21 protein-coding genes are annotated in these 22,682 nt (G+C 35.7%); 13 read left to right on the forward strand and 8 right to left on the reverse strand.

Annotated elements, in window-relative coordinates:
* The first annotated feature begins 139 nt into the window (after window positions 1–139).
* The 4 genes from P9E47_RS18595 (at window position 140) to P9E47_RS18610 (ending at window position 5,137) form a co-directional block, all read left to right on the forward strand.
* Window positions 140–2,176 carry a sensor domain-containing diguanylate cyclase gene (locus P9E47_RS18595; RefSeq protein WP_003332938.1) on the forward strand — a complete coding sequence of 679 codons (2,037 nt, stop codon included), beginning with the start codon at window positions 140–142 and terminating at the stop codon, window positions 2,174–2,176.
* 98 nt (window positions 2,177–2,274) lie between these two features.
* The gene (locus tag P9E47_RS18600) at window positions 2,275–3,093 is read left to right on the forward strand and encodes a tyrosine-type recombinase/integrase (RefSeq protein WP_407697206.1); all 819 of its coding nucleotides are present in this window, start codon (window positions 2,275–2,277) and stop codon (window positions 3,091–3,093) included.
* Between the two features lie 178 nt (window positions 3,094–3,271).
* Window positions 3,272–4,231, forward strand: a complete 960-nt coding sequence (locus P9E47_RS18605) for an alpha/beta hydrolase (RefSeq protein WP_003332936.1) — start codon at window positions 3,272–3,274, stop codon at window positions 4,229–4,231.
* 15 nt (window positions 4,232–4,246) lie between these two features.
* Window positions 4,247–5,137, forward strand: coding sequence for a LysR family transcriptional regulator (locus P9E47_RS18610; RefSeq protein ID WP_326164319.1), 891 nt, complete (start codon window positions 4,247–4,249; stop codon window positions 5,135–5,137).
* Window positions 5,138–5,217: 80 nt separating this feature from the next.
* On the opposite strand, the gene P9E47_RS18615 is transcribed toward P9E47_RS18610, so the two are convergent.
* The 5 genes from P9E47_RS18615 to P9E47_RS18635 form a co-directional block, all read right to left on the reverse strand.
* Entirely contained in the window at window positions 5,218–7,398 is a 2,181-nt protein-coding gene (locus P9E47_RS18615; RefSeq protein WP_003332934.1) for a malate synthase G, read from the reverse strand.
* 214 nt (window positions 7,399–7,612) lie between these two features.
* On the reverse strand, window positions 7,613–7,840 hold the full coding sequence (locus P9E47_RS18620) for a hypothetical protein (RefSeq protein ID WP_003332933.1): 228 nt from the start codon (window positions 7,838–7,840) through the stop codon (window positions 7,613–7,615).
* Between the two features lie 95 nt (window positions 7,841–7,935).
* Complete coding sequence (locus tag P9E47_RS18625) at window positions 7,936–10,458, reverse strand: EAL domain-containing protein (RefSeq protein ID WP_003332931.1); 2,523 nt, start codon at window positions 10,456–10,458, stop codon at window positions 7,936–7,938.
* A complete protein-coding gene (locus P9E47_RS18630; RefSeq protein WP_326164320.1) occupies window positions 10,439–11,884 on the reverse strand; it encodes an extracellular solute-binding protein in 1,446 nt (481 codons plus the stop codon). Before P9E47_RS18630 ends, P9E47_RS18625 begins: the two co-directional genes overlap by 20 nt.
* Window positions 11,885–11,984: 100 nt before the next feature.
* Complete coding sequence (locus P9E47_RS18635; protein WP_003332929.1) at window positions 11,985–12,737, reverse strand: YkgJ family cysteine cluster protein; 753 nt, start codon at window positions 12,735–12,737, stop codon at window positions 11,985–11,987.
* 131 nt (window positions 12,738–12,868) lie between these two features.
* Here P9E47_RS18635 and rarD point away from each other — a divergent pair, with 131 nt between their 5' ends.
* Both rarD and P9E47_RS18645 read left to right on the forward strand, forming a co-directional pair.
* Window positions 12,869–13,807, forward strand: a complete 939-nt coding sequence (rarD, locus tag P9E47_RS18640) for an EamA family transporter RarD (protein WP_326164321.1) — start codon at window positions 12,869–12,871, stop codon at window positions 13,805–13,807.
* Window positions 13,808–13,935: 128 nt separating this feature from the next.
* Entirely contained in the window at window positions 13,936–14,709 is a 774-nt protein-coding gene (locus P9E47_RS18645) for a CPBP family intramembrane glutamic endopeptidase (RefSeq protein ID WP_326164323.1), read from the forward strand.
* 46 nt (window positions 14,710–14,755) lie between these two features.
* On the opposite strand, the gene P9E47_RS18650 is transcribed toward P9E47_RS18645, so the two are convergent.
* Entirely contained in the window at window positions 14,756–14,902 is a 147-nt protein-coding gene (locus tag P9E47_RS18650; RefSeq protein WP_081585771.1) for an FbpB family small basic protein, read from the reverse strand.
* A 414-nt stretch (window positions 14,903–15,316) separates the two neighbouring features.
* On the opposite strand from P9E47_RS18650, the gene P9E47_RS18655 reads away from it, so the two are divergent.
* From P9E47_RS18655 to fumC, 4 genes are all read left to right on the forward strand, one after another.
* Entirely contained in the window at window positions 15,317–15,871 is a 555-nt protein-coding gene (locus tag P9E47_RS18655) for a TetR/AcrR family transcriptional regulator (protein WP_326164339.1), read from the forward strand.
* Entirely contained in the window at window positions 15,868–17,067 is a 1,200-nt protein-coding gene (locus tag P9E47_RS18660) for an HlyD family secretion protein (protein WP_003332925.1), read from the forward strand. The genes P9E47_RS18655 and P9E47_RS18660 overlap by 4 nt, the downstream gene beginning before the upstream one ends.
* Window positions 17,064–18,254: an ABC transporter permease gene (locus P9E47_RS18665; RefSeq protein ID WP_326164325.1), complete on the forward strand. Its 1,191-nt coding sequence runs from the start codon at window positions 17,064–17,066 to the stop codon at window positions 18,252–18,254. The genes P9E47_RS18660 and P9E47_RS18665 overlap by 4 nt, the downstream gene beginning before the upstream one ends.
* Before the next feature lie 111 nt (window positions 18,255–18,365).
* Window positions 18,366–19,754: a class II fumarate hydratase gene (gene fumC, locus P9E47_RS18670; protein WP_003329464.1), complete on the forward strand. Its 1,389-nt coding sequence runs from the start codon at window positions 18,366–18,368 to the stop codon at window positions 19,752–19,754.
* Window positions 19,755–20,367: 613 nt separating this feature from the next.
* On the opposite strand, the gene P9E47_RS18675 is transcribed toward fumC, so the two are convergent.
* Both P9E47_RS18675 and P9E47_RS18680 read right to left on the reverse strand, forming a co-directional pair.
* Window positions 20,368–20,481, reverse strand: coding sequence for a YjcZ family sporulation protein (locus tag P9E47_RS18675; RefSeq protein ID WP_081585618.1), 114 nt, complete (start codon window positions 20,479–20,481; stop codon window positions 20,368–20,370).
* A 245-nt stretch (window positions 20,482–20,726) separates the two neighbouring features.
* A complete protein-coding gene (locus P9E47_RS18680) occupies window positions 20,727–20,810 on the reverse strand; it encodes a YjcZ family sporulation protein (protein WP_407697207.1) in 84 nt (27 codons plus the stop codon).
* 168 nt (window positions 20,811–20,978) lie between these two features.
* On the opposite strand from P9E47_RS18680, the gene P9E47_RS18685 reads away from it, so the two are divergent.
* The 3 genes from P9E47_RS18685 (at window position 20,979) to P9E47_RS18695 (ending at window position 22,666) form a co-directional block, all read left to right on the forward strand.
* The gene (locus P9E47_RS18685) at window positions 20,979–21,182 is read left to right on the forward strand and encodes a hypothetical protein (RefSeq protein ID WP_326153888.1); all 204 of its coding nucleotides are present in this window, start codon (window positions 20,979–20,981) and stop codon (window positions 21,180–21,182) included.
* 742 nt (window positions 21,183–21,924) lie between these two features.
* Window positions 21,925–22,005: a YjcZ family sporulation protein gene (locus P9E47_RS18690; RefSeq protein WP_162137827.1), complete on the forward strand. Its 81-nt coding sequence runs from the start codon at window positions 21,925–21,927 to the stop codon at window positions 22,003–22,005.
* 463 nt (window positions 22,006–22,468) lie between these two features.
* Window positions 22,469–22,666: a hypothetical protein gene (locus tag P9E47_RS18695; RefSeq protein ID WP_157382032.1), complete on the forward strand. Its 198-nt coding sequence runs from the start codon at window positions 22,469–22,471 to the stop codon at window positions 22,664–22,666.
* Window positions 22,667–22,682: the final 16 nt, after the last annotated feature.

The following is a 22,682-nucleotide window of genomic DNA, read 5'->3' on the forward strand; positions in this document are numbered from 1 at the left end:
AAAGGCTTAATGATTAGGCAGTCTGTTACAAATTAAGGAACAAAGAATAAAAGTATTATATAGAGACAAATCTTATATTAAAATGTAAAGAAGGATATTTTTCTCAAAAGTGGAGTCTTCCAAAAGGAGCGAGAATGAAATGGAATTTAATTTTTTAAATGCATCTCCAGTTCCAATGGTTTTATATAAAGAAAAATTCATATATGCGAATGAAGCATTTTTTACAATGAGCGGATATAACGAGGAAGATCTTGAAAATAAATACGTTTGGGATTTCTTTGAAGAGGATGCAAAAGAGCCTTTTATGACCGGCATTCATAATAGATTGATAAATAAAATGCCTACTAAAGAGTATACGTATAAATTTTATACAAAAAGTAATGAAGTTCGTTGGCTAAAAGTAGGAACAACCACTGTTAATCAAAATGGTGAGTATATTGGTTTTGCTACATTATTCGATATAACGAGTACTAAGCTTTTTGAAGAGGCATTACTATACAAAAATGATCTATGGACCGATATCTTTAACTCCCATAGTGCGATCATGCTATTAATTGACCCTGAAAATGACGGAAGAATAATAGACGCCAATCCGGCGGCTAGCAAATTTTATGGTTACCCAATTGAAATTTTAAAAGAAATGAAAATAAAGGATATAAATAGTTTAACCAATGGGGAGCTGTTCAAAAGAATGGAGCAAGTTCAACGTGGTGAAAATAAAGAATTTATATTTAAACATAGATTAGTTGACGGAACAATTAGGGATGTAGGAGTATTTTCATCGGTTGTTAATATTAGAGGAAGAAAACTATTATTCTCAATCATAACCGATAAAACGAATGAAATTAATTTTAAGGATCAATTAATCAAGCTAAATACGGAATTAAAAGAAAGTAAGCTACGCTATCAATCATTATTTGAGAATAATCCAGAAATTTGCTTTTCATTAGATCTTTATGGGCATTTTCATAAGTTAAATAAAGTTACGGAAACAGTTTCTGGTTATAAGGTAGTGGACCTTATTGGAAAACCAATCTATAGTTTTATTGATAAAAACCAATATCCCATTATTAATGAGCAATTTTCAAAAGTACTACAAGGGAATTCCGTTAGTTTTTACACGAAGATTGTTCATAAGGATGGGCATTTACTCGATATGAATGTAACGGCTGTTCCAATCATTGTTGATCATGTGGTAGTCGGAATTATTGGATATGCGATCGATATTACAAAACAAAAACAGGTTGAGATGGATTTGATTGAAAGCGAAAAACGTTATCGATTTATCACAGAAAACTCAACAGATATCATTTCACGCCATAACGCAGACGGTTCGATTGTGTATATTTCGCCTATAGTTGAAAACATCCTCGGCTATACACCCAATGAATTAATGAAAAGCTTCGTTGAAAATCCGCCGAAAACAAGAAGCATTATTAATTTAGTGGATCATCGGGTGTTAAATTTGAAAAAAGGTGAAATATATACCTTTAGCTATGAAATGCAAACGAAAAATGGGAACTTTATTTTTTTGGAAAGCACGATAAAAGCCTTTTATGACCAAGAAGAAAATAAAATTGCTGGATTCATCGCTGTTTCCCGAGATATTACAGAGCGAAAATTATTTGAAGAAAAGCTTCAGCGAACCAATGAATTCCTTAAACAGTTATCAACAATGGATGGGCTGACGGGAATTGCGAACCGACGGAGGTTCGATGAGTTCATGGAAGTTGAATGTGCGCGATCCATAGATAGCGGTCTGCCCATCTCACTTATTTTATTCGATATTGATTTCTTTAAATTATACAATGATACGTATGGTCATCAGGCAGGCGATGATTGTTTGAAGCTTATTGCCAGCACGATAAGCCCGAAAATTAATCGTTCAAGTGATTTGTTTGCAAGATATGGGGGAGAAGAATTCGCCATTGTTCTTCCTGGAACAGACCTGAAAGGTGCTGCCAAGGTCGCTGAGAAAGTTAGAAAGGCCGTTGAAGATATAAAGATCCTTCATAGCCAATCAAAAGTTAGTAAATATGTAACCATTAGTGTCGGGGTTGTGTCCAGTGAAACTGTAAATCCGGAGCCCAAATTAATGATTGTAAAAGCAGATGATGCTCTATATTGTGCGAAAAATTTAGGAAGAAACCGCACGGTTAAGGTTGAAAAGGTTTAACTTCATTGGCGTATTTGATTAAAGAATTCCGATAATTCCATGTTATTATTTTACTTCCACGAATAATAAGAGTATAATGGTAATAGTCTGGTAATGGGGTGATCAATTTGAATTCAGATGCTAGTCTAATAGATGGTTTTGAAGAATGGCTATTTCATCAAGAGAAATCTCCTAATACAATTCATACTTACAAAAGTGCTATTCAAAAATTGAGTTATTGGTTGGAAGAAAGAAATTTAAGTTTAGGGAAGCTTAATCATAGCAGTATTCAAAACTATATGAATGAGCTTGAGGCAGAAGGAAAAAGTGCATCAACAATTGACAAAATTTATGCTACTATTCGTGTATTTGCCCAATTCCTGGAGCATCCTGCAATGGCGGATAATATTAAACGTAAGGAAAAAGAAAAAAATATTTATCAAACTATCCCTGAGTTTTTAAAAGAAGATGAACGGATAAAGCTTTTAAAAGATGTAGAAAAAGATAAAGATATTCGAAATACTACAATCGTGCACATGCTTTTGTATACGGGGGTACGGTTAACTGAATTATGTAATTTAGATCGCAGTGATATTAATATAAATGGACAAATAGGAACAGTAACGATTACGAATCCCCAGGGGGATAAGAAACGAATAGTCCCGATTCCAAAGGATGCGCTGAAAGTTTTGAAGAATTATTTGGAAACGCTACCGAAGGATTATGAAGGACCGTTATTTATTTCAAAACAGAATAATCGATTAACGACAAGATCTATTCAATATATGTTAGAAAAATATGAAATTAATCCTCATAAATTGCGTCATACATTTTGCAGGGATTTAATTGAAAAAGGGTTAGATATTGCAGTAGTGGCCCAGCTTGCTGGACATAATGATATTAATATAACAAAAAGATATCTAATAAATGTTGAGTAATTTTTATTATAAGCGATACGCACGGTTGCATTGTCTTATAATTTGTGAATATTATAACATTATATAGCGTCTCCAATTTTTAAAATTGAGACGCTTTTTTGCTTGTTTTTAACTCATTTTTCTGAAAATATATTATAATAATAAATATAAAAGATGAAAGCAGAATTGGTGAGCCATCATGAGATCAATCTTTATTTTAACAAAGGATCAAAGAAGAGCCCTATTATTAGACGTTTTAATAGTCTTTTTAGTATTAATTATCGTTGTAACCGGGGTATCGGTATATACAGGTTATAAGGTCATGAACCCGATGAAACTTGCCATCTTGCAGCTACCTTCTAAATATGATTTAGAATATGAGAATGTAACCTTTCCTAATATTTATGATGATGTCCGATTAAAAGGTTGGTGGATTCCAAGTACTAATCATGATTTTATTAGCCAGAAGGCTGTGATTTTTTCCCACAGCTATGGAGATAACAGAGAAAATATGCCGATTGATACGCTTAAACTTGCAAAAAGGTTTTCAACTGAAGGCTTTCATGTGTTTATGTATGATTTCCGCAATAGCGGTGAGTCGGAGAAAAGCTACACAACGATCGGAGCAAAAGAAAGAACGGATTTAATGTCAGCTATTCAATATGTAAAAGAAACAAAAGGAATTCATAATATTGCCCTTATCGGTTGGTCAATGGGAGCAGCCACTTCGATCATAGTCGGAAGCGAGTCAGATGATGTGAAGGCTGTTATCGCTGACAGCCCATTCGCGGACTTGGAGGAATACACGAAGAAAAACTTTACGTACTGGACAGGTCTTCCCAATCCGATTGGCAAGTATATGATCGATATTGCGGAAAATGTTTTTCTTGATTTAGATTTAAAAGAGGTTAAACCGTACGTTGCAGCTAAAGCCTATAAGGACAAGGGCTTAATGCTCATTCATAGCAAAAAGGACGGGGCTATTTCGTACAAAGAAAGTGAGCAAATCTATCATAATGCTCCTAATGCGGAATTATGGATTACAAAAAAAGGTGGACATATTCGAAATTACAAACATCAAAAGAAAGCTTATGAGGACCGAATTATTCACTTTATAGGTAAGTATATAAAAGATGATTATAGGTTTGACAGAGCTTAAAACGGGGTGAATGAATTGGATATTCGGCATTTAGAATACTTTGCTGAGGTAGCCAAACACTTAAGCTTTACAAAGGCAGCATCAACACTACATGTATCCCAGCCATCTTTAAGTAAGGCAATTCAAAATTTAGAAGGTGAGTTGGGGGTTCCTTTATTTTATCGTTCGCCAAAACAACTTGAGCTTACAGATGCTGGGAAGGCTGTCTTAATTAATACAAAAAATGTATTAGATGCCTTTCATAATTTGACATCGGAATTGAATAATATTGCTGAATTAAAGAAAGGTGAAGTTAAAATTGGGATCCCACCAATCATGGGAGCGGCTTTTTTCTCCGCTTTAATCAGTCAATATAAAGAAACTTCCCCTTTAATTGACATACATCTTACTGAAGTTGGTTCAAAGGTAATAAAAGAGGGAGTAGAGGATGGAAATTTAGATATTGGATTAATTTGTAATATCCCGATTAAAAATGATAGCTTTGAAGTTATTAAACTTTTAAAAGATCCCTTAATGGTTATCGTTCACAAAGAAAACCCGTTAGCCGCTAATCAAGTTATCAGTTTTTCTCAGTTAGAAAACGAACCGTTTATCCTATATCGAAAAGATTTTTCACTTCATGATCGAATCCTAGATGTTTGTTTGAAAAATGAATTTACACCAAATGTTGTCTGTGAAACCTCTCAGAAGGACTTTATTGTTGAGATGGTCGGAGCAAAACTAGGGATTGCATTGTTGCCAAGCAAGATTTGTCAGGAATTAAAAAATGATATTGTTGCCATCCCTTTTGAACATCCGGAAATTTATTTAGAGCTAGGGATGATTTGGAAGAAAAATAAATACCAGTCCTTTGCTGTTCAAGAATTTATAGATATAGCAAAAAAGTTTACGGGTAATCAACATTAATTGGACATGAAGGCACTTAAATGCCCTCATGTCTTTTTTACTTGTCTAGCTCCAGCCCCCAGCGGGTGCTTCCGCTTTTCTTAATTTTGAACGGCAAATTTAGCTTTTGCCTCCGCACGTCTTTGATGTAGAATCGGCTCAGTGTAACCGCTTGGTTGATCATAGCCTTTAAAGATAAGGTCATAAGCAGCTTGAAAGCCTACAGAGCTGTCATAATCAGGTGCCATTGGACGATAGGCAGAATCGCCTGCATTTTGCTCATCAACAACTTTTGCCATTCGCTTCAATGTTTCTTCCACCTGTTCCTTCGTACAAATTCCATGGTGTAACCAGTTCGCAACATGTTGGCTGGAAATACGAAGTGTTGCTCTGTCTTCCATTAATCCGATATTGTTGATATCCGGTACTTTAGAACACCCAACACCTTGTTCTACCCAACGAATAACATAGCCGAGAATACCCTGGCAGTTATTATCAAGCTCTTGTTGGATTTCCTCAGGTGACCAATTTGGATTTTCTGCGACAGGCAATTGTAGAATATCATCACGCAGGTCCGTAATGTTTTTAGCAATTTCATTTTGAATATCAATTACATTTACTTGATGATAGTGCAATGCATGTAGTGTGGCAGCCGTTGGTGATGGTACCCATGCTGTATTACCGCCTGCTTTTAGATGGCCGATCTTTTGCTTTAGCATTTCGGCCATTAAATCTGGCATAGCCCACATTCCTTTACCGATTTGGGCGTGGCCTTGAAGTCCACAAGTTAAGCCCACATTTACATTTGATTTTTCATAAGAGCCAAGCCATGTAGCAGACTTCATATCACCTTTACGAATCATTGGACCAGCTTCCATTGATGTATGCATTTCATCACCTGTACGGTCAAGGAATCCTGTATTAATGAATACGATCCGGTCTTTAACTTCATAAATGCAATTTTTCAAATTTAATGAAGTGCGGCGCTCTTCGTCCATAACACCGATTTTAATGGTGTTGCGTTCCAGCTGAAGGATATCTTCAACACGTTCAAACAGCTTGTTGGCAAAGGCAACTTCCTCGGAACCGTGCATTTTTGGTTTAACGATATAGATTGAACCCTTTTGTGAATTTACATGTTTAGAATTTCCGATCAACTCATGTGTTGAAATTAAACTGCTAATCGCTGCATCTAAAATTCCTTCTGGAACTTCTTCTCCATTTTGATCTAAAACAGCATTGCTTGTCATCAAATGTCCTACATTACGGCAAAACATTAATGATCTTCCAGACAGCGTAATAGTATCACCAGTTAGGGATGTATAAGTGCGGTCAGAATTCATAACCCGTGTCATTGTTTTAGTGCCTTTTTGGAAAGTAGCTGCGAGGTCTCCTTTAATAAGACCCAACCAATTGCGATACACGCCTACTTTATCTTCAGCATCAACAGCTGCGATGGAATCTTCAAAATCCATAATCGTTGTCGTTGCAGCTTCCATAAGCACATCTTTTACGCCTGCTTGATCGGTTTTACCAATGGGATGCTCTCGATCGATTTGAATTTCAAAATGAAGGCGGTTATTTTTAAATAATACTGCGGAAGGGTTTTGGGCTTCCCCTTGATACCCAATCACTTTTTCTTTGTCTTTAAGAGTTGTAGTTTCTCCATTAGTAAGAAGCACATATAATTGATTATCTACGATTTGGTATGCTGCAGCTTCCTTATGGGACCCATTGTTTAAAGGAATTGTTTGATCAAGGAAATCTTTAGCGAAATTAATAACAAGCTCACCACGTAGAGGGTTATAAGCACCGCTTCTATCTGCTCCATTTTCTTCACTAATGGCATCTGTCCCATAAAGCGCATCATAAAGACTTCCCCAACGTGCATTGGCTGCATTGATTGCATAGCGGGCATTATCAACTGGCACTACAAGCTGAGGGCCGCCCTGGATAGCAATCTCATCATCTACATTTTGAGTAGCAATCTCGAAATCTTCCACGTCTTGTTCAAGATAATTAATTTCTTGTAAAAAGGATTTGTACTTTTCAAATTCAAACGAATCCTTATTTTTCAAATGCCATTCATTAATTCTTCTTTGCAGCTCGTCCCGACGGGATAACAATGCTTTATTTTCGGGTGATAAATCCTTTATTAGTGATTCTAAGCCGTTCCAAAATTGTTCAGAGGTGACCCGTGTTCCAGGAAGGGCCTCATGATTAATAAAGTCTTGAAGGATCGAAGCTACCTGTAAATTACCGATTTTTACATATTTAGTCATTTTCTATTTCCTCCTAAATTAAATCGTTTCTAAATAAGATAGTTCTCTCCTGAACATAAAAATATTTTTTTATCTCTATTTTTCTTTAATATTTTCATTATAAGAGTTGTCAGCCTATTTTGAAAATATATATTTTGAATAATGGGTATGCAATAATGTTATAGACGAAAAAAGAGACCGTTCTTATTGAACAGCCCCCGAAAATATCATGTTATTAAAGTTCGTGTTGTAAATCTGTATTATCGCGCTTGGACAACCATTGTTTGATGTCTGTCAAAATCGCGAAAGCCAATAAAGAATTAATAACCCACACAGTTAAGAATTGCCCAATAGTACCCAGTCTGACCGCACTGTAATCTTTAATGACCATAACAATATACGCTTCAACTAAAATTAAACCTAACCCAAGTAATAAAGCAGTCCCAGCACGATACAAATCCAAATACTTCCCTTCTGTTTCATCTTATCTGAATATTTTAATTATAACATCTCTGTGTCTATTTTTAAACAACTTTGTGTCTAGTTCGGTTTTTTATATTAGTCAATAACCTTAGTCCAAAGCTTAGCTTTGTCGTAAATTTCAGGAAATTTTTGCTCCAGTTCGTCGGCTGGAAGTGGATGACCGAAATAATAACCTTGGACTTCATCACAATTTATTTTTTGAAGGAAGTCCACTTGATTTTCCTCCTCAACACCTTCAGCAATAACATCCAATTTCAAGTTATAAGCCATCGTTAAGATCGTCGAGACAATGGCAGCATTTTCAGCATTTGTCGTAATATCACTAATGAAAGAACGATCAATTTTTAGGCGGTCGATTGGCAGCATTCTTAAATAATTAAGCGAGCTATAGCCTGTACCGAAATCATCAACACTAATTTGGATCCCTAATTGTTTTAAATGATTAAGTGTAGTAATGGCTTGATTAAAGTCCACTGTCATACTCTCTGTTATTTCAAGCTCAAGCTGGCTCGGGGCAAGTCCGGTTTCATATAAGATTTCTTCGACCATTTTAACCAGATTTGTTTGTAAAAACTGTTTGGTCGATAAATTGACTGAGACAATGATAGGATGCATTCCATTCTTCTGCCACTCTACCACTTGCCTACAGGCAGTTCTTAGAACAAATTCTCCGATTTGAATAATCAGCCCAGTTTCTTCTGCAATGGAGATGAATTTGCCAGGAGGGATAATTCCTTTTTCCGGATGAATCCATCTAACAAGTGCTTCAATGCCACTAATTTTTCCAGTTTGGATATTCACCTTTGGCTGATAATAGACTGTAAATTCATTTCGCTCCAATGCTTTTCTTAAATCATTTTCGAAAATAAGCTGTTCATAAGTGGAGTCCTTTTCCAATGGCGAATAAATACTATAATTATTTCGTCCTAACTCCTTCACCCTGTACATCGCAATATCAGCATGCTTGATAAGTGTATCGGCATCCTCGCCGTCAGTCGGATAGATAGCAATACCGATACTGCATGTAATGTGCACTTCATACCCCGATATCGTAATCGGATGATTGATCACATTGGTAATTGTTTCAGCAAGCTGTATCGCTTCATTGCCATCTTTAATTTTAGGCAGGAGGATAATAAATTCATCTCCGCCAATTCTACCAACAGTATGATCAGGTTCAACACATGAATCAATAAGATGAGCAACATGTTTTAATAGAAGGTCGCCAAATTCATGTCCAAGTGAATCATTAATAATTTTAAAACGATCTAGGTCTAGAAACATGACTCCAAGCATATAGGAATTACTTTGATTTTTAATCGACGTTAAAGCTCTGTTCAAACTTGCTTTAAAATAGCGATAGTTTGGCAAATCTGTTAGATAATCGTGATAAGCAGAAATTTTTAATGATTCATATGCTGAAACTCGATCTATCGCAATTGCAATCTGATTTGCGAAAACGGTGAGTGTATCTTCCTTGCCATTTTCGTTAAAAAAGTTTTTTTGTAGGCTTCCTATATTTAATGTTCCGATAACTCTTTCGTTAATAATTAATGGCAATGAAATCGTTGATTTGATGCCCTGTCTTAATGGAACTTGTTCACAAGGTAATATTTTGTTCATTGAAAGGTCATTCCGAACAAAGGGCTTGTGTGTTTTTGCTACGATTTCAAAGGGGGTATCAGTATACGGGACTTCACCTATCGTAATACTGTTATTATGTGTAATATAGTAAATATAAACAATATCTTTATTGTCCTCGAATAATGAGATTGAAAGTCTGTCGGGATTAATAAACGCTTTTATTTCTTTTAATATAATACTTACAACATCATAGTGACTTAAATTTTGTTTTAGTACAGCTTGAGAAATATTACCGAGCGTTTTTAATTGCTTCACTTTTTCAGAGAGTCTAGTAGTCGCCCGTAATACTTCCTTTTTCAAATTATCCTCATTTTGCTCAATCGTTGTTGCCATTTGATTGAAGACGACAGATAAGGAATGGACTTCATTCGTACCCACTTCTTTTACCTGTATATGGCGTTTTCCTTCACTCATAGCTTTTGTTGCAGCCATGAGTTCCTTTAATGGTAAAGTCAATTTTCTGCTCAAAATAATGGAAATGAACATGGAACAAGCAGAAACAATTAACATAATCAAGATTGTATATGTGTATAAATCCCTTTGTTTTGACAATAAATTATCTTTTTTAAGGGCGATTTCAATTTCACCCAAATCCGAATTAAAATAAACTAATGGCACGGTTTCAATAAATAGTTCCTTATTTGTAAATGTTTCTCCTTTTTGATTCACAACTGTCCCAGCCTGATCTCTTACGATAACATACTGAATATTTGGCTGATCCAATAGTGAGTAAGCAAGGGGAGAGATGCTGCTATAATCTTCATTAAGCATTGAAAGAGAAATGGCTGAACGTAAAGTAGTTGCTGCTGTACGTCCTTCACTTCTTAACCCATCTTCTAAATTATCGGCTTCATGATAAAGATACATGGAGCCAAGTGAAACAATACATATTAGAAGAAGGGCGTTCATCGTTAGCCATATTCGAAATGTAATGCTATTTCTCTTTGCTAACATTTTTTATTTCCTCCAGTTTTTGTAACCATTCTTTATAAAATCTTTTTTGTTCTTCTCGACCGAACTTGTCGGTAATTTTCTCCCACTCACCAGCTGTGCTTTGAAGTGCTTCTTCTGGAGTAATTTTGCCAATCATCGCAAGATTTAAGTAGTGGTCTAACACTTGCATATACTCCCAACCGCCTGGGATCATTAAATCGACATTCGGATTTTCTAGGCTTTCTTTTACCGTATCCAGAAAGTTTTGATTCATTTTTTCACTAGGGAAAGGGCCCTTCCCACTTGCTGTTAAATGACTATTAAGATAAGGGTCATTGATTGTTTCAAATGATCCAATTGCATCCTTACTAGCATCAAATGATGTGATATGTTCAATAACCTGCCAAGCTTGATCCGGGTGTTTGGAGTCTTTTGATATGGAAAGGACACGACCGATCCAGGTACCACCTCTAGATGATTCTGGGGTTTCTCCTGGAACTAATGACCATCCAACCTTACCGGGTATTTTTGAATTCCAAGTTTCTTCATGTTCATCAAATGAAAACCTTGCCGTATCACTGAACTGAACAACCATAGCAATATTGCCCTGAAGAAAAGCGTTGTTCAGATCGACCCAGTCAAACATCGATTGCGGTGGTGTTGCTCCACTGTTTTCTAATGCCATCTGCTCCTCGATGGAACGAATCCCTTCTTTAGATGTGATCAGCGGATGCATGTCTTCATCGAAATATTTGCCGCCCATTGAAATGAAACGTTCAGCAAACCAAATGTACCGCTTCGAATCGGCATTAAGCGTTGCCGTACCATATATATCTATTTTTCCATCCCCATCGATGTCACGGGTTAGAAATTTTGCAACCTGTTCATATTCCTCCCATGTCTCAGGAGGAGTAAGGTCAACTCCAAATTGTTGCTTATATTCATTATTATACTTCTCAAATAAGTCTTTTCGATAAAACAGTAGGCGGGTGTCGCCGTCATAAACCACGCCATAATCATGGTTGTCATAATTCATATAAAGTTTTCGATATACAGGGATAATTTCATTATCGAATTCTTTGTTTTTAGCCATATATGAATCTAGTGGGAGGAGCATATTTCTTTCAATATATAAAGGTATTTTCGCTGGAAAAACAACAAATATATCATACGTATCGTCTGTTGAGAAAAGATAGTCTTCTAAACGATCTGTAATCCTTTGCGGATAATTATAAACGAGCTTAATATGATACTTTTCTAAAATTTCTTGTTCTTCCATCCGAAATAAAGTGATTGCTTCAGGAGATTCCGCAATGATGTGAATAGTCGTTAAATCTGGGTTACTTTGTTCAACTTTCTTGTTTGTTTGCTCAGAAGTACAACCAAGTAGTGATAATAAAAGAGAAGCTGAAATTATAGTATTTACCACAAATCTTCCTTTTTTCACAAAAATCACCCACCTTATATGACAAGTTTCACCATTATTATACCTTATATTGCCAAACAAATATTGATTAAAAAATAAAAAAAGCGAAATAGATCAGTACCTATTTCGCTTTTTTCATAAATTGTTCATTTTTTAACAAAGTAGGCAAATAGTCTACTTGGAATACATCATCTGGATATTGAATTCCATAATCATCATGATCTTCATAAAGTATAGTTTGAACGAGTTCATTTAAAGCTTCTATATAATAGTCACGTAAAAATTCGTAGCTAAAAGGTTCACTTGGAATGAAATCATCTTTACAAACGATAGGGTTACAATAATTTAAATATGTTCGACAAGGCAGTGGACGAATTTCATAAGCGATACATTCATTCGTTTCCACATTCAGCAAAGGGCATGGCAGCTGACTTGAAATATATTGAAGCTTAAAGTCGCTTATTTCTTCAAAATTAATAGAACAAAGTTTATTAATAGCATCATGATGTTTGGTAAAATATGTTTGTAAATGGTTCATGATTTGGTTTCTTCGTTCATCAGGCATACGATTAATCACGCCAATCATAAGCTTAGCCTCTAATTTTGTCGTAATAATTGGGAAATAACAGCAATTGGCGCAGCCTTTTTCGCAGCTTGGAGAAATATTCACTTTCTTTTCTATATTATTGATCTCAGAATCGACGACCTTTAACAATTCTTTGAAGGAGTAAAGAATTAGCTCCTTTCCTTCTAAATTTGTATGTTCGAATAACTCATCAATTTTATTTAAAAAAGCATCCTCGGCTGGAATATGTTGTTCATTTATTTCGTTGCAAATATCAACCATATCTTTGTAGTTAAGATAGTTTTTCAAGCCTCTCCACTCCTTACATGAATTAGAGCCTACCTTTTTATATTTTATAGAAATAATTTAAACTAGCAATAACTAAACAGCAGTCATATAATTACTTTATTATTTTTTTTTTTGGAATCGGAGGATTTTAAATGGAAGAGGAACAAAAACAACAAACGATAGGTGTGTTAAATGGGGTTTTTGCCTATATGATTTGGGGGGTCCTCCCAATATACTGGAAAGCATTAGATACTATCGTTGCAGAAGAAATATTAGCCCACCGTATTTTTTGGTCGTTTGCCCTTATGATCTTAGTATTACTATGTTTCAAAAAGGGGAAGCAGTTTCTAACAGAATTAAAAGTTATTATTTCAAAGCCTATATTGGCATTATCTGTTATTATGTCTGGAATTCTTATAAGCGGCAACTGGCTTATTTATATTTGGGCTGTAAATAACAATCATGTCCTTGAAACTAGCCTTGGATACTATATTAATCCATTAATTAGTGTGTTATTAGGGGTCATTGTTCTTAAAGAGAGGCTTAGCTTCATTCAAGTGCTATCTTTTATCTTGGCGGCAATTGGTGTCTTGGTGCTGACGTTCCAATACGGGAAAATTCCTTGGGCTGCATTATTATTGGCATTAAGCTTTGGCTTATATGGTTTAGTTAAAAAGAAAGCAAACTTAAGTTCAACTACTGGATTGACAGTTGAAACTATGGTAGTAACTCCAATAGCCGTAGTTTATTTAATTAGTCTTTATTTAGATGGAAAAGGAGAATTTGCACTTCTCTCTTTTAATACTACTAATTTATTATTAATTGGCACAGGAATTGTGACTGCTATCCCACTATTATTATTTGCGGAAGCTGCAAAAAGGGTACCTTTATCAATGATTGGTTTTATTCAGTACATTTCACCAACGATAACATTGTGTTTAGGCATATTTGTTTACCATGAACAATTTACGAAGATCGACTTTATTGCTTTTGCTTTTATTTGGCTTGCACTTGTCATTTATTCTTTATCTAATGCGAAACGAATTAGAATATTTCAACCAAAGCTGCGTAAACATAATACAAGCGTGTAAGGAGTATAGGGGGGATTATAATTATTTTTAGAAATCGATTCGGATTAGTACGGTCGGGGTGGCTTATATTTTTAGCTAGTATGATGCTAATTGTTTTTCAAGTGCTTTTCTCCTTGCCGGGGATATTTTTGCATAGGGAGATTTTCGATCCAGGATATTACCCATGGATCGAGCTTTTAATGAATGGCGGTGGGGTAGTAGGTGCTATTTTTAGCAGTTTGCTAATTTGGAGATATATTAATAAAAAGAAAATTGTAGCGCTTGGTTTAGAACTTAATAGTTTAAATATGAAGGATTTTGTGTTCGGGTTATTTTTAGGTGGGGCCTCGATGACGCTTATTTTTATCCTATTGTTATTGACGGGGCAGCTATCGTTAAAAGTGAGTCTATTTGCACCAGACTTTTCTATTTATTCGTTAACTTTTCTAATTTTATTTATTGCCGTCGGCTTTTCCGAGGAAATATTTTTTCGCGGCTATATCATGAAAACGATGGAAGATCGTCATAATTCGAAATGGCTCCTATATGTAATGTCAGCTCTAATTTTCTCTTTATTCCATGGTATGAATCCCAATGTCTCGGTTTTTGGATTGATTAACATTGGTCTTGTAGGGCTGTTATTTTCTTATATGTATGATGCTACAAAAAGTCTATGGATGCCAATTGGGTATCATATTACATGGAATTATTTTCAAGGGAATGTGTTTGGTTTTCCGGTTAGCGGTACAGACCCGCATGGGCTATATCAAATAACTACAGAAAGTAGTGCGAAGCTCTTGACAGGGGGAAACTTTGGTCCTGAAGGTGGATTATTAGCAACGTTTTTTATCATTGCAGGTGTATTTGCTACTAATATGTACTCTAAAAAAAGAGGGTCTGGCTCCTTTGAATCGAAATATTAGAAAGATTCTAACATTTTAATTCGTAGTAAGGTGCCTGACCCTTACTTTATCTTCTTGATGTAGCTGCAACTAGTTGTTTTTCGCGTTTCTTTTCTAATTTCATTTCAATGCGATCTATTTCTTTTTCATCACGCATTAATTCTAATTTGTTCTCCCTTACTAGCTCCTCGAAAGATGGAATTCTTTTTTTCATTATTCATGATCCTCCATAGTAATTTATTCTAATTTCTTTATACTATCAGAATTTATATTTTTATTTGTCGATAGTATAAGAAAATACATCGCAATTTGCCATTGTGGGCAAATTACGTGTTTTTCTAATATTTTGTTTATGCCTTTATTATAATGTCTGCTTAATTCGACAATATATGATATTTATCACATTTTCAACTATTTTGGTGATAATTTCACAATATCTTAACAATTTTCTGAAAAATATTCATAATTCTGTCTTTAAATGGATATTTACGGAAGCCTGAGCGATTCAGTTGAATGAAGTTAAAACTTGTCGAGGTGTATTAAATATGGTAAATTATTTCTTGAAAAACTGACCAAAAAACTAAAACGGTCAATCGGTGGTGAGAAAGTGGATAAAAGAGAAAAAATCATGCAAGCGGCAACTCAATCTTTTTCAATGTTTGGTTTTAAAGGGACTACGGTAGACCATATAGCTAAGATTGCAGGGGTAGGTAAAGGTACGATTTATACATATTTTGAAAATAAAGAGGTCATTCTTCAGGAAATCATCCAAGCCCTTATTCGCGAAATGAAGGAAAATGCCGAAAACGCTATAAGAATAGACCGAACTGCATTTGAAAACTTACATGAAGTGCTTTACAGTGTTTTACTTTACCGGAAAGAACATGTATTAATGATTAAGCTTTCTCAAGAGGTTAAAGAATTTGGGACAGAAGTGGCGAAACAAGCCCTTGTTCAAATTGAAAAAGAATTACTATCTTATATACAGGTTTTCATTGAAAAAGCAATCGTTAATAAAAAATTCAAAGAATGTAACCCGGAAATAACAGCATTTGTCATTTATAAAATGTATGTTTCGTTGGTTGTAGAATTGAATGATATTCGGCATGGGATGCTTACGAATGAAGAGGTTTTTGAATTGTTTAAGCTTTATTTAATGGAAGGATTAGTGATGGCGAGATGAAGAATTTACGGTGGATCATATTTATTGGGATGTTCATTTTAATTGCTGGTGGTTTTGGGGTACTACTAACAAGTCAAGCCTCAGATGGAGGTCTAACTACCGCTAGTCCGACAGCCTATATTGAGGGGACTACCATTAATGCCAGCTTTAAAATTGGAGGAAGAATAACTGAGTTATTAGTGGAAGAAGGAGAAGTTGTAAAGAAAGGTCAAGTTATAGCTCGCTTGGAAAGCAAAGAATTAGAAAATAAAGTAGCGCAGGCAGAAGCGGCAGTTCAATTAGCGGAAGGAAAAATAACGGAAGCCAGCAGCGCGAAAAAAGCGGCTACCGTTAAAGAAGCACAGGGTAATCAAGCTGTTACGGTTACTGAACAGTCAATTGAAAGTCAAATTCAACAAGCGGAAGCTGCAGTAAAGGCAGCTGAGGCAAATGTTCAAGCACTGGATGCTAAAATTAATTCTGCTAAAGAGCTCTACGAAATTTCAACAACTAATTATGACCGGATGAAAGAATTGCAAAAAGCTGGTGCAGTAGCACAAATTCAAGTAGATGAAGCAAAAGCAAAAATGGAGCAAGCAAAGGCTGAATACTTCGCTTCCCAAGAACAGAAAAAGTCAGCAGCTGCACAAATTGATCAAGCACAGGCAACATTAAAAAATGCGATTGCCAACCGTGGCAAAGTAGATGTAAGTAAAAAAGATGTGGAATTGGCAAATGCCTCAATCGGTCAAGCAGAAGGTGCTATTGCTTCAGCCCAAGGCGGAAAAAGTCAAGCCCAAGCAGCTTTGGATGAGGCTAAAACATACCTTTCCTATACAGAATTAGTTGCTCCTGCAGATGGCGTGATTGTAACCAAATCAACGCAAATAGGAGAGCTCGTAAACACAGGTTTTCCTATTTTTACAATCGAAACGAATGATACGAGGTATGCACAGTTTTATTTTGATGAATCGGAAATTGTAAATTTAAAAACAGGTGATCCTGTTATTGTTGAATTAGTGGCATCCCATCAAAAATTGGCCGGAAAAATTAAAACGATTTCTCCTGCCGGTGATTTTGCGATAAAAAAGGCTACGCAAAGTATTGGTGAAACTGATATCCGTTCATTTGCGCTTAAGGTTGAGTTACCGGACCTACCTGCTGAAATCCCAACAGGCATGACTGTAAAATGGGTTGGAGATGGTGAGCTAAAATGAAATTAAGCATTGGTCATATCATTAATGAAGAGTGGAGAAATATCTTTAGGGACAAGCGTTTATTTGCTGTGCTTTTCCTTATACCAATATTATATACAGCCATGTTTGGTTATCTCTACTCCCATCATCGTGTAACCGAAATGGATACCGTTATAGTCGATCGAGACCGCAGTCAATTAAGTCAAAAAATAGTCCAGGCTTTTGATGAAACAGAAAGCTTTAATGTTATTAAACTAGTGAATTCGGAAGCGGAGATCCAGCCATTACTTGAAGCGGGAAAAGCAAAGGTTGCTATCGTTATTCCGAACAATATGTTTAACAAAGTATTGCGCGGGGAAGAAGCGCCTATTTTAACAATGATTGATGGAAGTAATATGCTTATTTCAAACTCAGCCACGAAAGCAGCAAATGAGGTTATTGCTAATTTCAATTTTGGAACAGCAGCGAAAAAACTCGCGCAAAACAAATTTAATTCAGAGCAAATACAATTAACCTTTCAATCCATCCCTTTTCGCTCAAGGGTTCTTTATAATGGAACATTTAATTACAGCACTTTTCTAGTCTACGGCTTAATAGGGGTTGCCTTGCAACAAGTATTGTTGTTGGGCTTATCATTAACGATTACCCGTGATAAAGAACAAGGTAATTGGAACAGATTTAAAGAATGGCGTGAATGTCCTTGGCGGATTGCTTACGCAAAATCTGCACCATACTTTTTAATTGGAATCTTTAATTTTATAACAACGTTTTTAGTTGCCATTTACGGCTTTGACTTACCGTCAAATGGAAATCTCTTTGCTGCCATTGGATTAGCCGTTTCCTTTACGTTTGCTTTATTAGGGATCGGTTATCTTGCAAGTTTGTTTTCTGCAAACCAAGTCGGGGCAACACAAATTACGATGTTAATTGCCGTTCCATCATTTTTACTGTCTGGTTTTACTTGGCCATTTGAGGCAATGCCTAAATTGTTAAGTGTCATTGGTCACTTATTACCATTAACCTATTTTCTTGATGGAGTACGAAATATTTTTATTAAAGGTGTTGGCTTTGAATTAATTTGGAGGGATTGCTTAGTCCTTTTATTAATGGGGTTGTGCACATTTTTTGTTGCTTTTATCGCCTCGAGCCTCAGGGTGTTTTGGAAAAAGAGAGAAGACACACAAAACGATATTGAAATAGTGGGCTGACTTTTGTCAGTCTTTTCTTATACTTATAAAGTTTAGAATTGGGAAAATAGGAAATGAAATAAATATAGTATACTCTTTTAATTTGCTTTATAAAACGAGGAGGTTATATTAATGCAATATCGGATTGAGAAGGATACGTTGGGTGAGGTACAAGTTGAAGCAGATAAGCTGTGGGGGGCGCAAACAGAGAGAAGTAAGCAGAACTTTCCAATAGGCCAAGAAAAAATGCCAATGGAGGTTATTCAGGCTTTTGCAATATTGAAAAGAAGTGCGGCAATTGTGAACGGTGAATTAGGAAAGCTGGATAAAGAGAAGGTGGGGGCTATTGTTGGGGCAGCGGATGATATTCTTGCGGGAAGTCTTAATGAGCATTTTCCACTAGTGGTTTGGCAGACAGGTAGTGGTACACAATCCAATATGAATGTGAATGAAGTCATTGCCCATATCGGAAATCAAAAGCTTGAGGGAAAGAATTCTACTGTGAAGCTTCATCCAAATGATGATGTCAATAAATCACAAAGCTCTAATGACACATTTCCAACAGCGATGCATGTATCCGCCGTTTTAATGATTGAAAAACAGCTTTTACCTGCTATAAAAAAATTGAAGGAAACACTTGAGAATAAGAGTAAACAATTTGCCGAAATTATTAAAATTGGACGGACACACCTTCAGGATGCCACTCCGTTAACATTGGGCCAGGAGGTTTCCGGCTGGCAGCGTATGTTAGAGAAAAATGAAAGTATGATTGAGGGCAGTTTGAATTATGTTAGGGAGCTAGCTATTGGTGGGACTGCTGTGGGGACCGGAATTAATGCCCATCCTAGGTTTGGAGAAAAAGTCGCCGAGGAGATTTCCAAATTTACTGGCAGCAGATTTATTTCTGCTCCAAATAAATTTCATGCCTTAACGAGTCATGATGAATTAGTTTACGTTCACGGTGCATTAAAAGCATTGGCTGCCGATTTAATGAAAATTGCCAATGATGTGAGGTGGCTTGCAAGTGGACCAAGATGTGGTATCGGTGAGTTAACGATCCCAGCTAATGAACCGGGGAGCTCGATTATGCCAGGTAAAGTCAACCCAACGCAAAGTGAAGCTATGACGATGATTGCCTGCCAAGTGATGGGTAATGATGCAACAATTGGATTTGCTGCAAGCCAGGGGAATTTTGAGCTCAATGTGTTTAAGCCGGTGATCATCTATAATATCTTACAATCCGTGCGACTTTTGGCTGATGGAATAATGTCCTTCCACGACCGTTGTGTTGTTGGCATAGAGGCCAACTTAGATGTTATTAGCCATTATTTGAACGATTCGTTAATGCTGGTAACTGCATTAAACCCGCATATCGGCTATGAAAAAGCAGCCGAGATTGCGAAAAAGGCCTTTAAAGATAATACAACATTGAAAAAAACTGCAGTTCAACTAGGATATTTAACTGAAGAACAGTTTGACGAGTATATTAATCCAAAGGATATGATTCATCCGAAGGAGTAAAGAATAATTGATAAAGTGGTCCCAAGTTGATAGCTGGGACCACTTTCTATGTTCACCAGGGTAGATCGTTCTTTTATGTCACATTATATGGCTATTGCGCACTAATCCTATCTTACTGAAATGGAATTTTTATTCCAAATAGTCCTCTGATTTGATAAAATCAACCTTAAGTTTGTGAATTTTTTCACTTAACGAAGCAGGTTAATGGAACAAGTAATACGAAAGCCCATTTCTCTTTATATCACATATGATAAATATGTTCATAAACAAAAATAATGGAATAAACGAAGATGCTATACTAAAAAAAGCATGGCATTATGGGAATTCAGCAATAAAAAGGGCGTCTATGATGAACAATGACATTTTTTCTAATAGGTTTATAAATGTGTCGAGGTACATCTACTATATTTAAACGATTTACTTGAACTATTGGATGGATAATAGGATGGACACATGGAACATAACGATCTCGAACTACGTATCTTGGTGGGCAACAAATTGGTCGTGTATACATAACTTTACACCTCCGGTAATGGGTTTTAATAATAGGAAGCACGTTTAGAAATGTGCTTCCTATTATGGTAATAGAGGTTGGATTAGACTTTAAATCGTACTAATAACCTCCGCCAACAAAGGCTGTTCCAACGATAATCAATAAGATGAAAAGTACAACAATTAATACAAAACTGTTTCCCATACCATATCCACCACCATAACATCCAGACATAAGTATCACCACCTTTGTTAGAAGATAGAACATTTTATGTAACTTTTGTCCTTCTGGATTCGGACAAAGGTGGAGGATACTTTAGACTAAAAATTCATTTTTGATGTTACGCATTCCGAACCTAATGTGTTGTAGATCATAACTATTTTTAATACATACGTTTTGAATTAAAAAGGAAGCACTCGGCGGTAGTGCTTCCTAGGAGGTGAAATATGAGTGGGCGGATTTGGATTTGTTAATTGGCCTTAATAGCCTCCGTGAACAAATGCTGTTCCAACAATAATCAATAAAATGAAGAGAACAACAATTAAAGCAAAGTTGAAATTCATATGGTGTCCACCATAAGATCCAGACATAAATATCACCACCTTTGTTAAAAGATAGTACATGTTATGTGAAACTTATCTTATTTGATATGGACAAGTATCGTAGTCAGAAATATCATTTTTGATGCTACTTACAAGATGCCAAATGCGAAGTAACGAAAGGGTGATTTTGTGGATAGAGATAAAGAGTTTTCACGTTTAAAAAGAAGAACAACAAAACTAATAAATAAATGTGATGAAAAAGGAATTGAATTTACAGACCTTGAAATAGTAGCTTTCTCCAAAGTTGGTCACGCAGAATCAATGTTAGATGTATCTTGGTTAGTCAAAAAACAACAATTGGAGCGTATTTTTGAAAAATATAAAGTGCGTTAGTGTCACATCTCGACCATAACGTACAGCAGAAGAATTCCCTGCTTATTGAAGTAACGGGGTGCATATATACAGTATGATTTTTGACCGTAATCATCGTAAATAACGAAACAAAATCAGCCCTTTTCTATCTTTGTTTACTTATTATCTTCAGTAAATAATTATAGTTTACAACGTAAACAACGATAGGACTTTACTTGGAGAGGTGGGTATGATAGGCTCGTTTGCCTGATGAAACAACTGCTTCAGCCTTTCAAGACAAATCGTACCCACAGAGGCTCCAAGTCAAGTCCTTAAACGCCATTCTACGGTTACATATAAACAATGATAAAAGGTGCATCATTTCAATGTTTTTTTACCGATACTGTATATATCTGCTTCTTTAGTTAAAGAGACAGATTTAAAATTGTCAATTTCCCAATGGGGTGATTGACATTTTTTTGTTTAGTATTACGGTCAGATGACCGGGGTTGATTAGTGCGCAATATGGATTAAAAGTTCAGTAGATTAAAAGCAGAAAAGGCGGCTATTGTACACCAACCTTATTTATGATTTGCAGATATGAAGACCTTTTTTTGCTCTCAAGCTGAGTTTCAGTCTTCATCCGCCTCTTGAATTGGACAAGTATGGATTTTTAAAACAATTAAAGGTTTGTCCATTACCATTTGCTTTATACTTCATACATTATATTAAAGGTAGTTTCATTCAAACCTTTAAATATCTGCAGGAAGGAGGAATGAATATGATGGGAACTTCTTTTGCGTTAATTGTTGTGTTGTTCATATTACTCATTATTGTAGGAACTTCATTCGTTGGAAGCTACTAGACAACAAAAAATAATATATTGTATTTCTCTTTTTAAGATTTGTTCTTAAATAAAGAGGAAATTATGTAAGATTAGTTATAAGATTTCGAGACATGTTGTAGAAGGACAAACGTTTGGTTCTACCCTTTTGTTGAATCGATGAAAAGAAAGGAGAGTGATATGCATGCATCCTTTAATGAGATATAGAGGAGAACCAGTTGAGGTAAGAACTTGTGATGGTAGAACATATAGAGGAATGATAGACTGGGACCCACCTCCAGGAGGAATTTTTTTACGTTCCGGCTTTCGTAGAAGATTCATTCCGTTTTTTGCAATTGTCTTTGTTTTCTCATTCCGTTTTAGAAGGCGGATATTTTGAGAAAAAGCTTGTAACCTAAATTCAATGGGGTAGATTTAATCTACCCCATAATGTTTTAGAGTATTCTTTCTTCTATTAGTTAGTTTAATAATTTTATCAGCTGGTTTGGCTTACCAAGCAATTGTAATGTTTATATTGCCGGGTAAATCTATTCCAATCGCACTCATGGCAACAGCAACTTCTGTAGTTATACTAATTGGAGAATTAGTAGGTGGATCATTTGGTCCCAGCGTAGCTGGCTATCTATCTGATCAATCTACACTAGCTGCAGCATTGTGGTTTCAGCCATCTTATCTGAATTAGTCATGCTGTGTTCATT

The sequence above is a fragment of the Schinkia azotoformans genome (assembly GCF_035811335.1).
GTDB classification, from domain to species: domain Bacteria; phylum Bacillota; class Bacilli; order Bacillales; family Bacillaceae_J; genus Schinkia; species Schinkia azotoformans.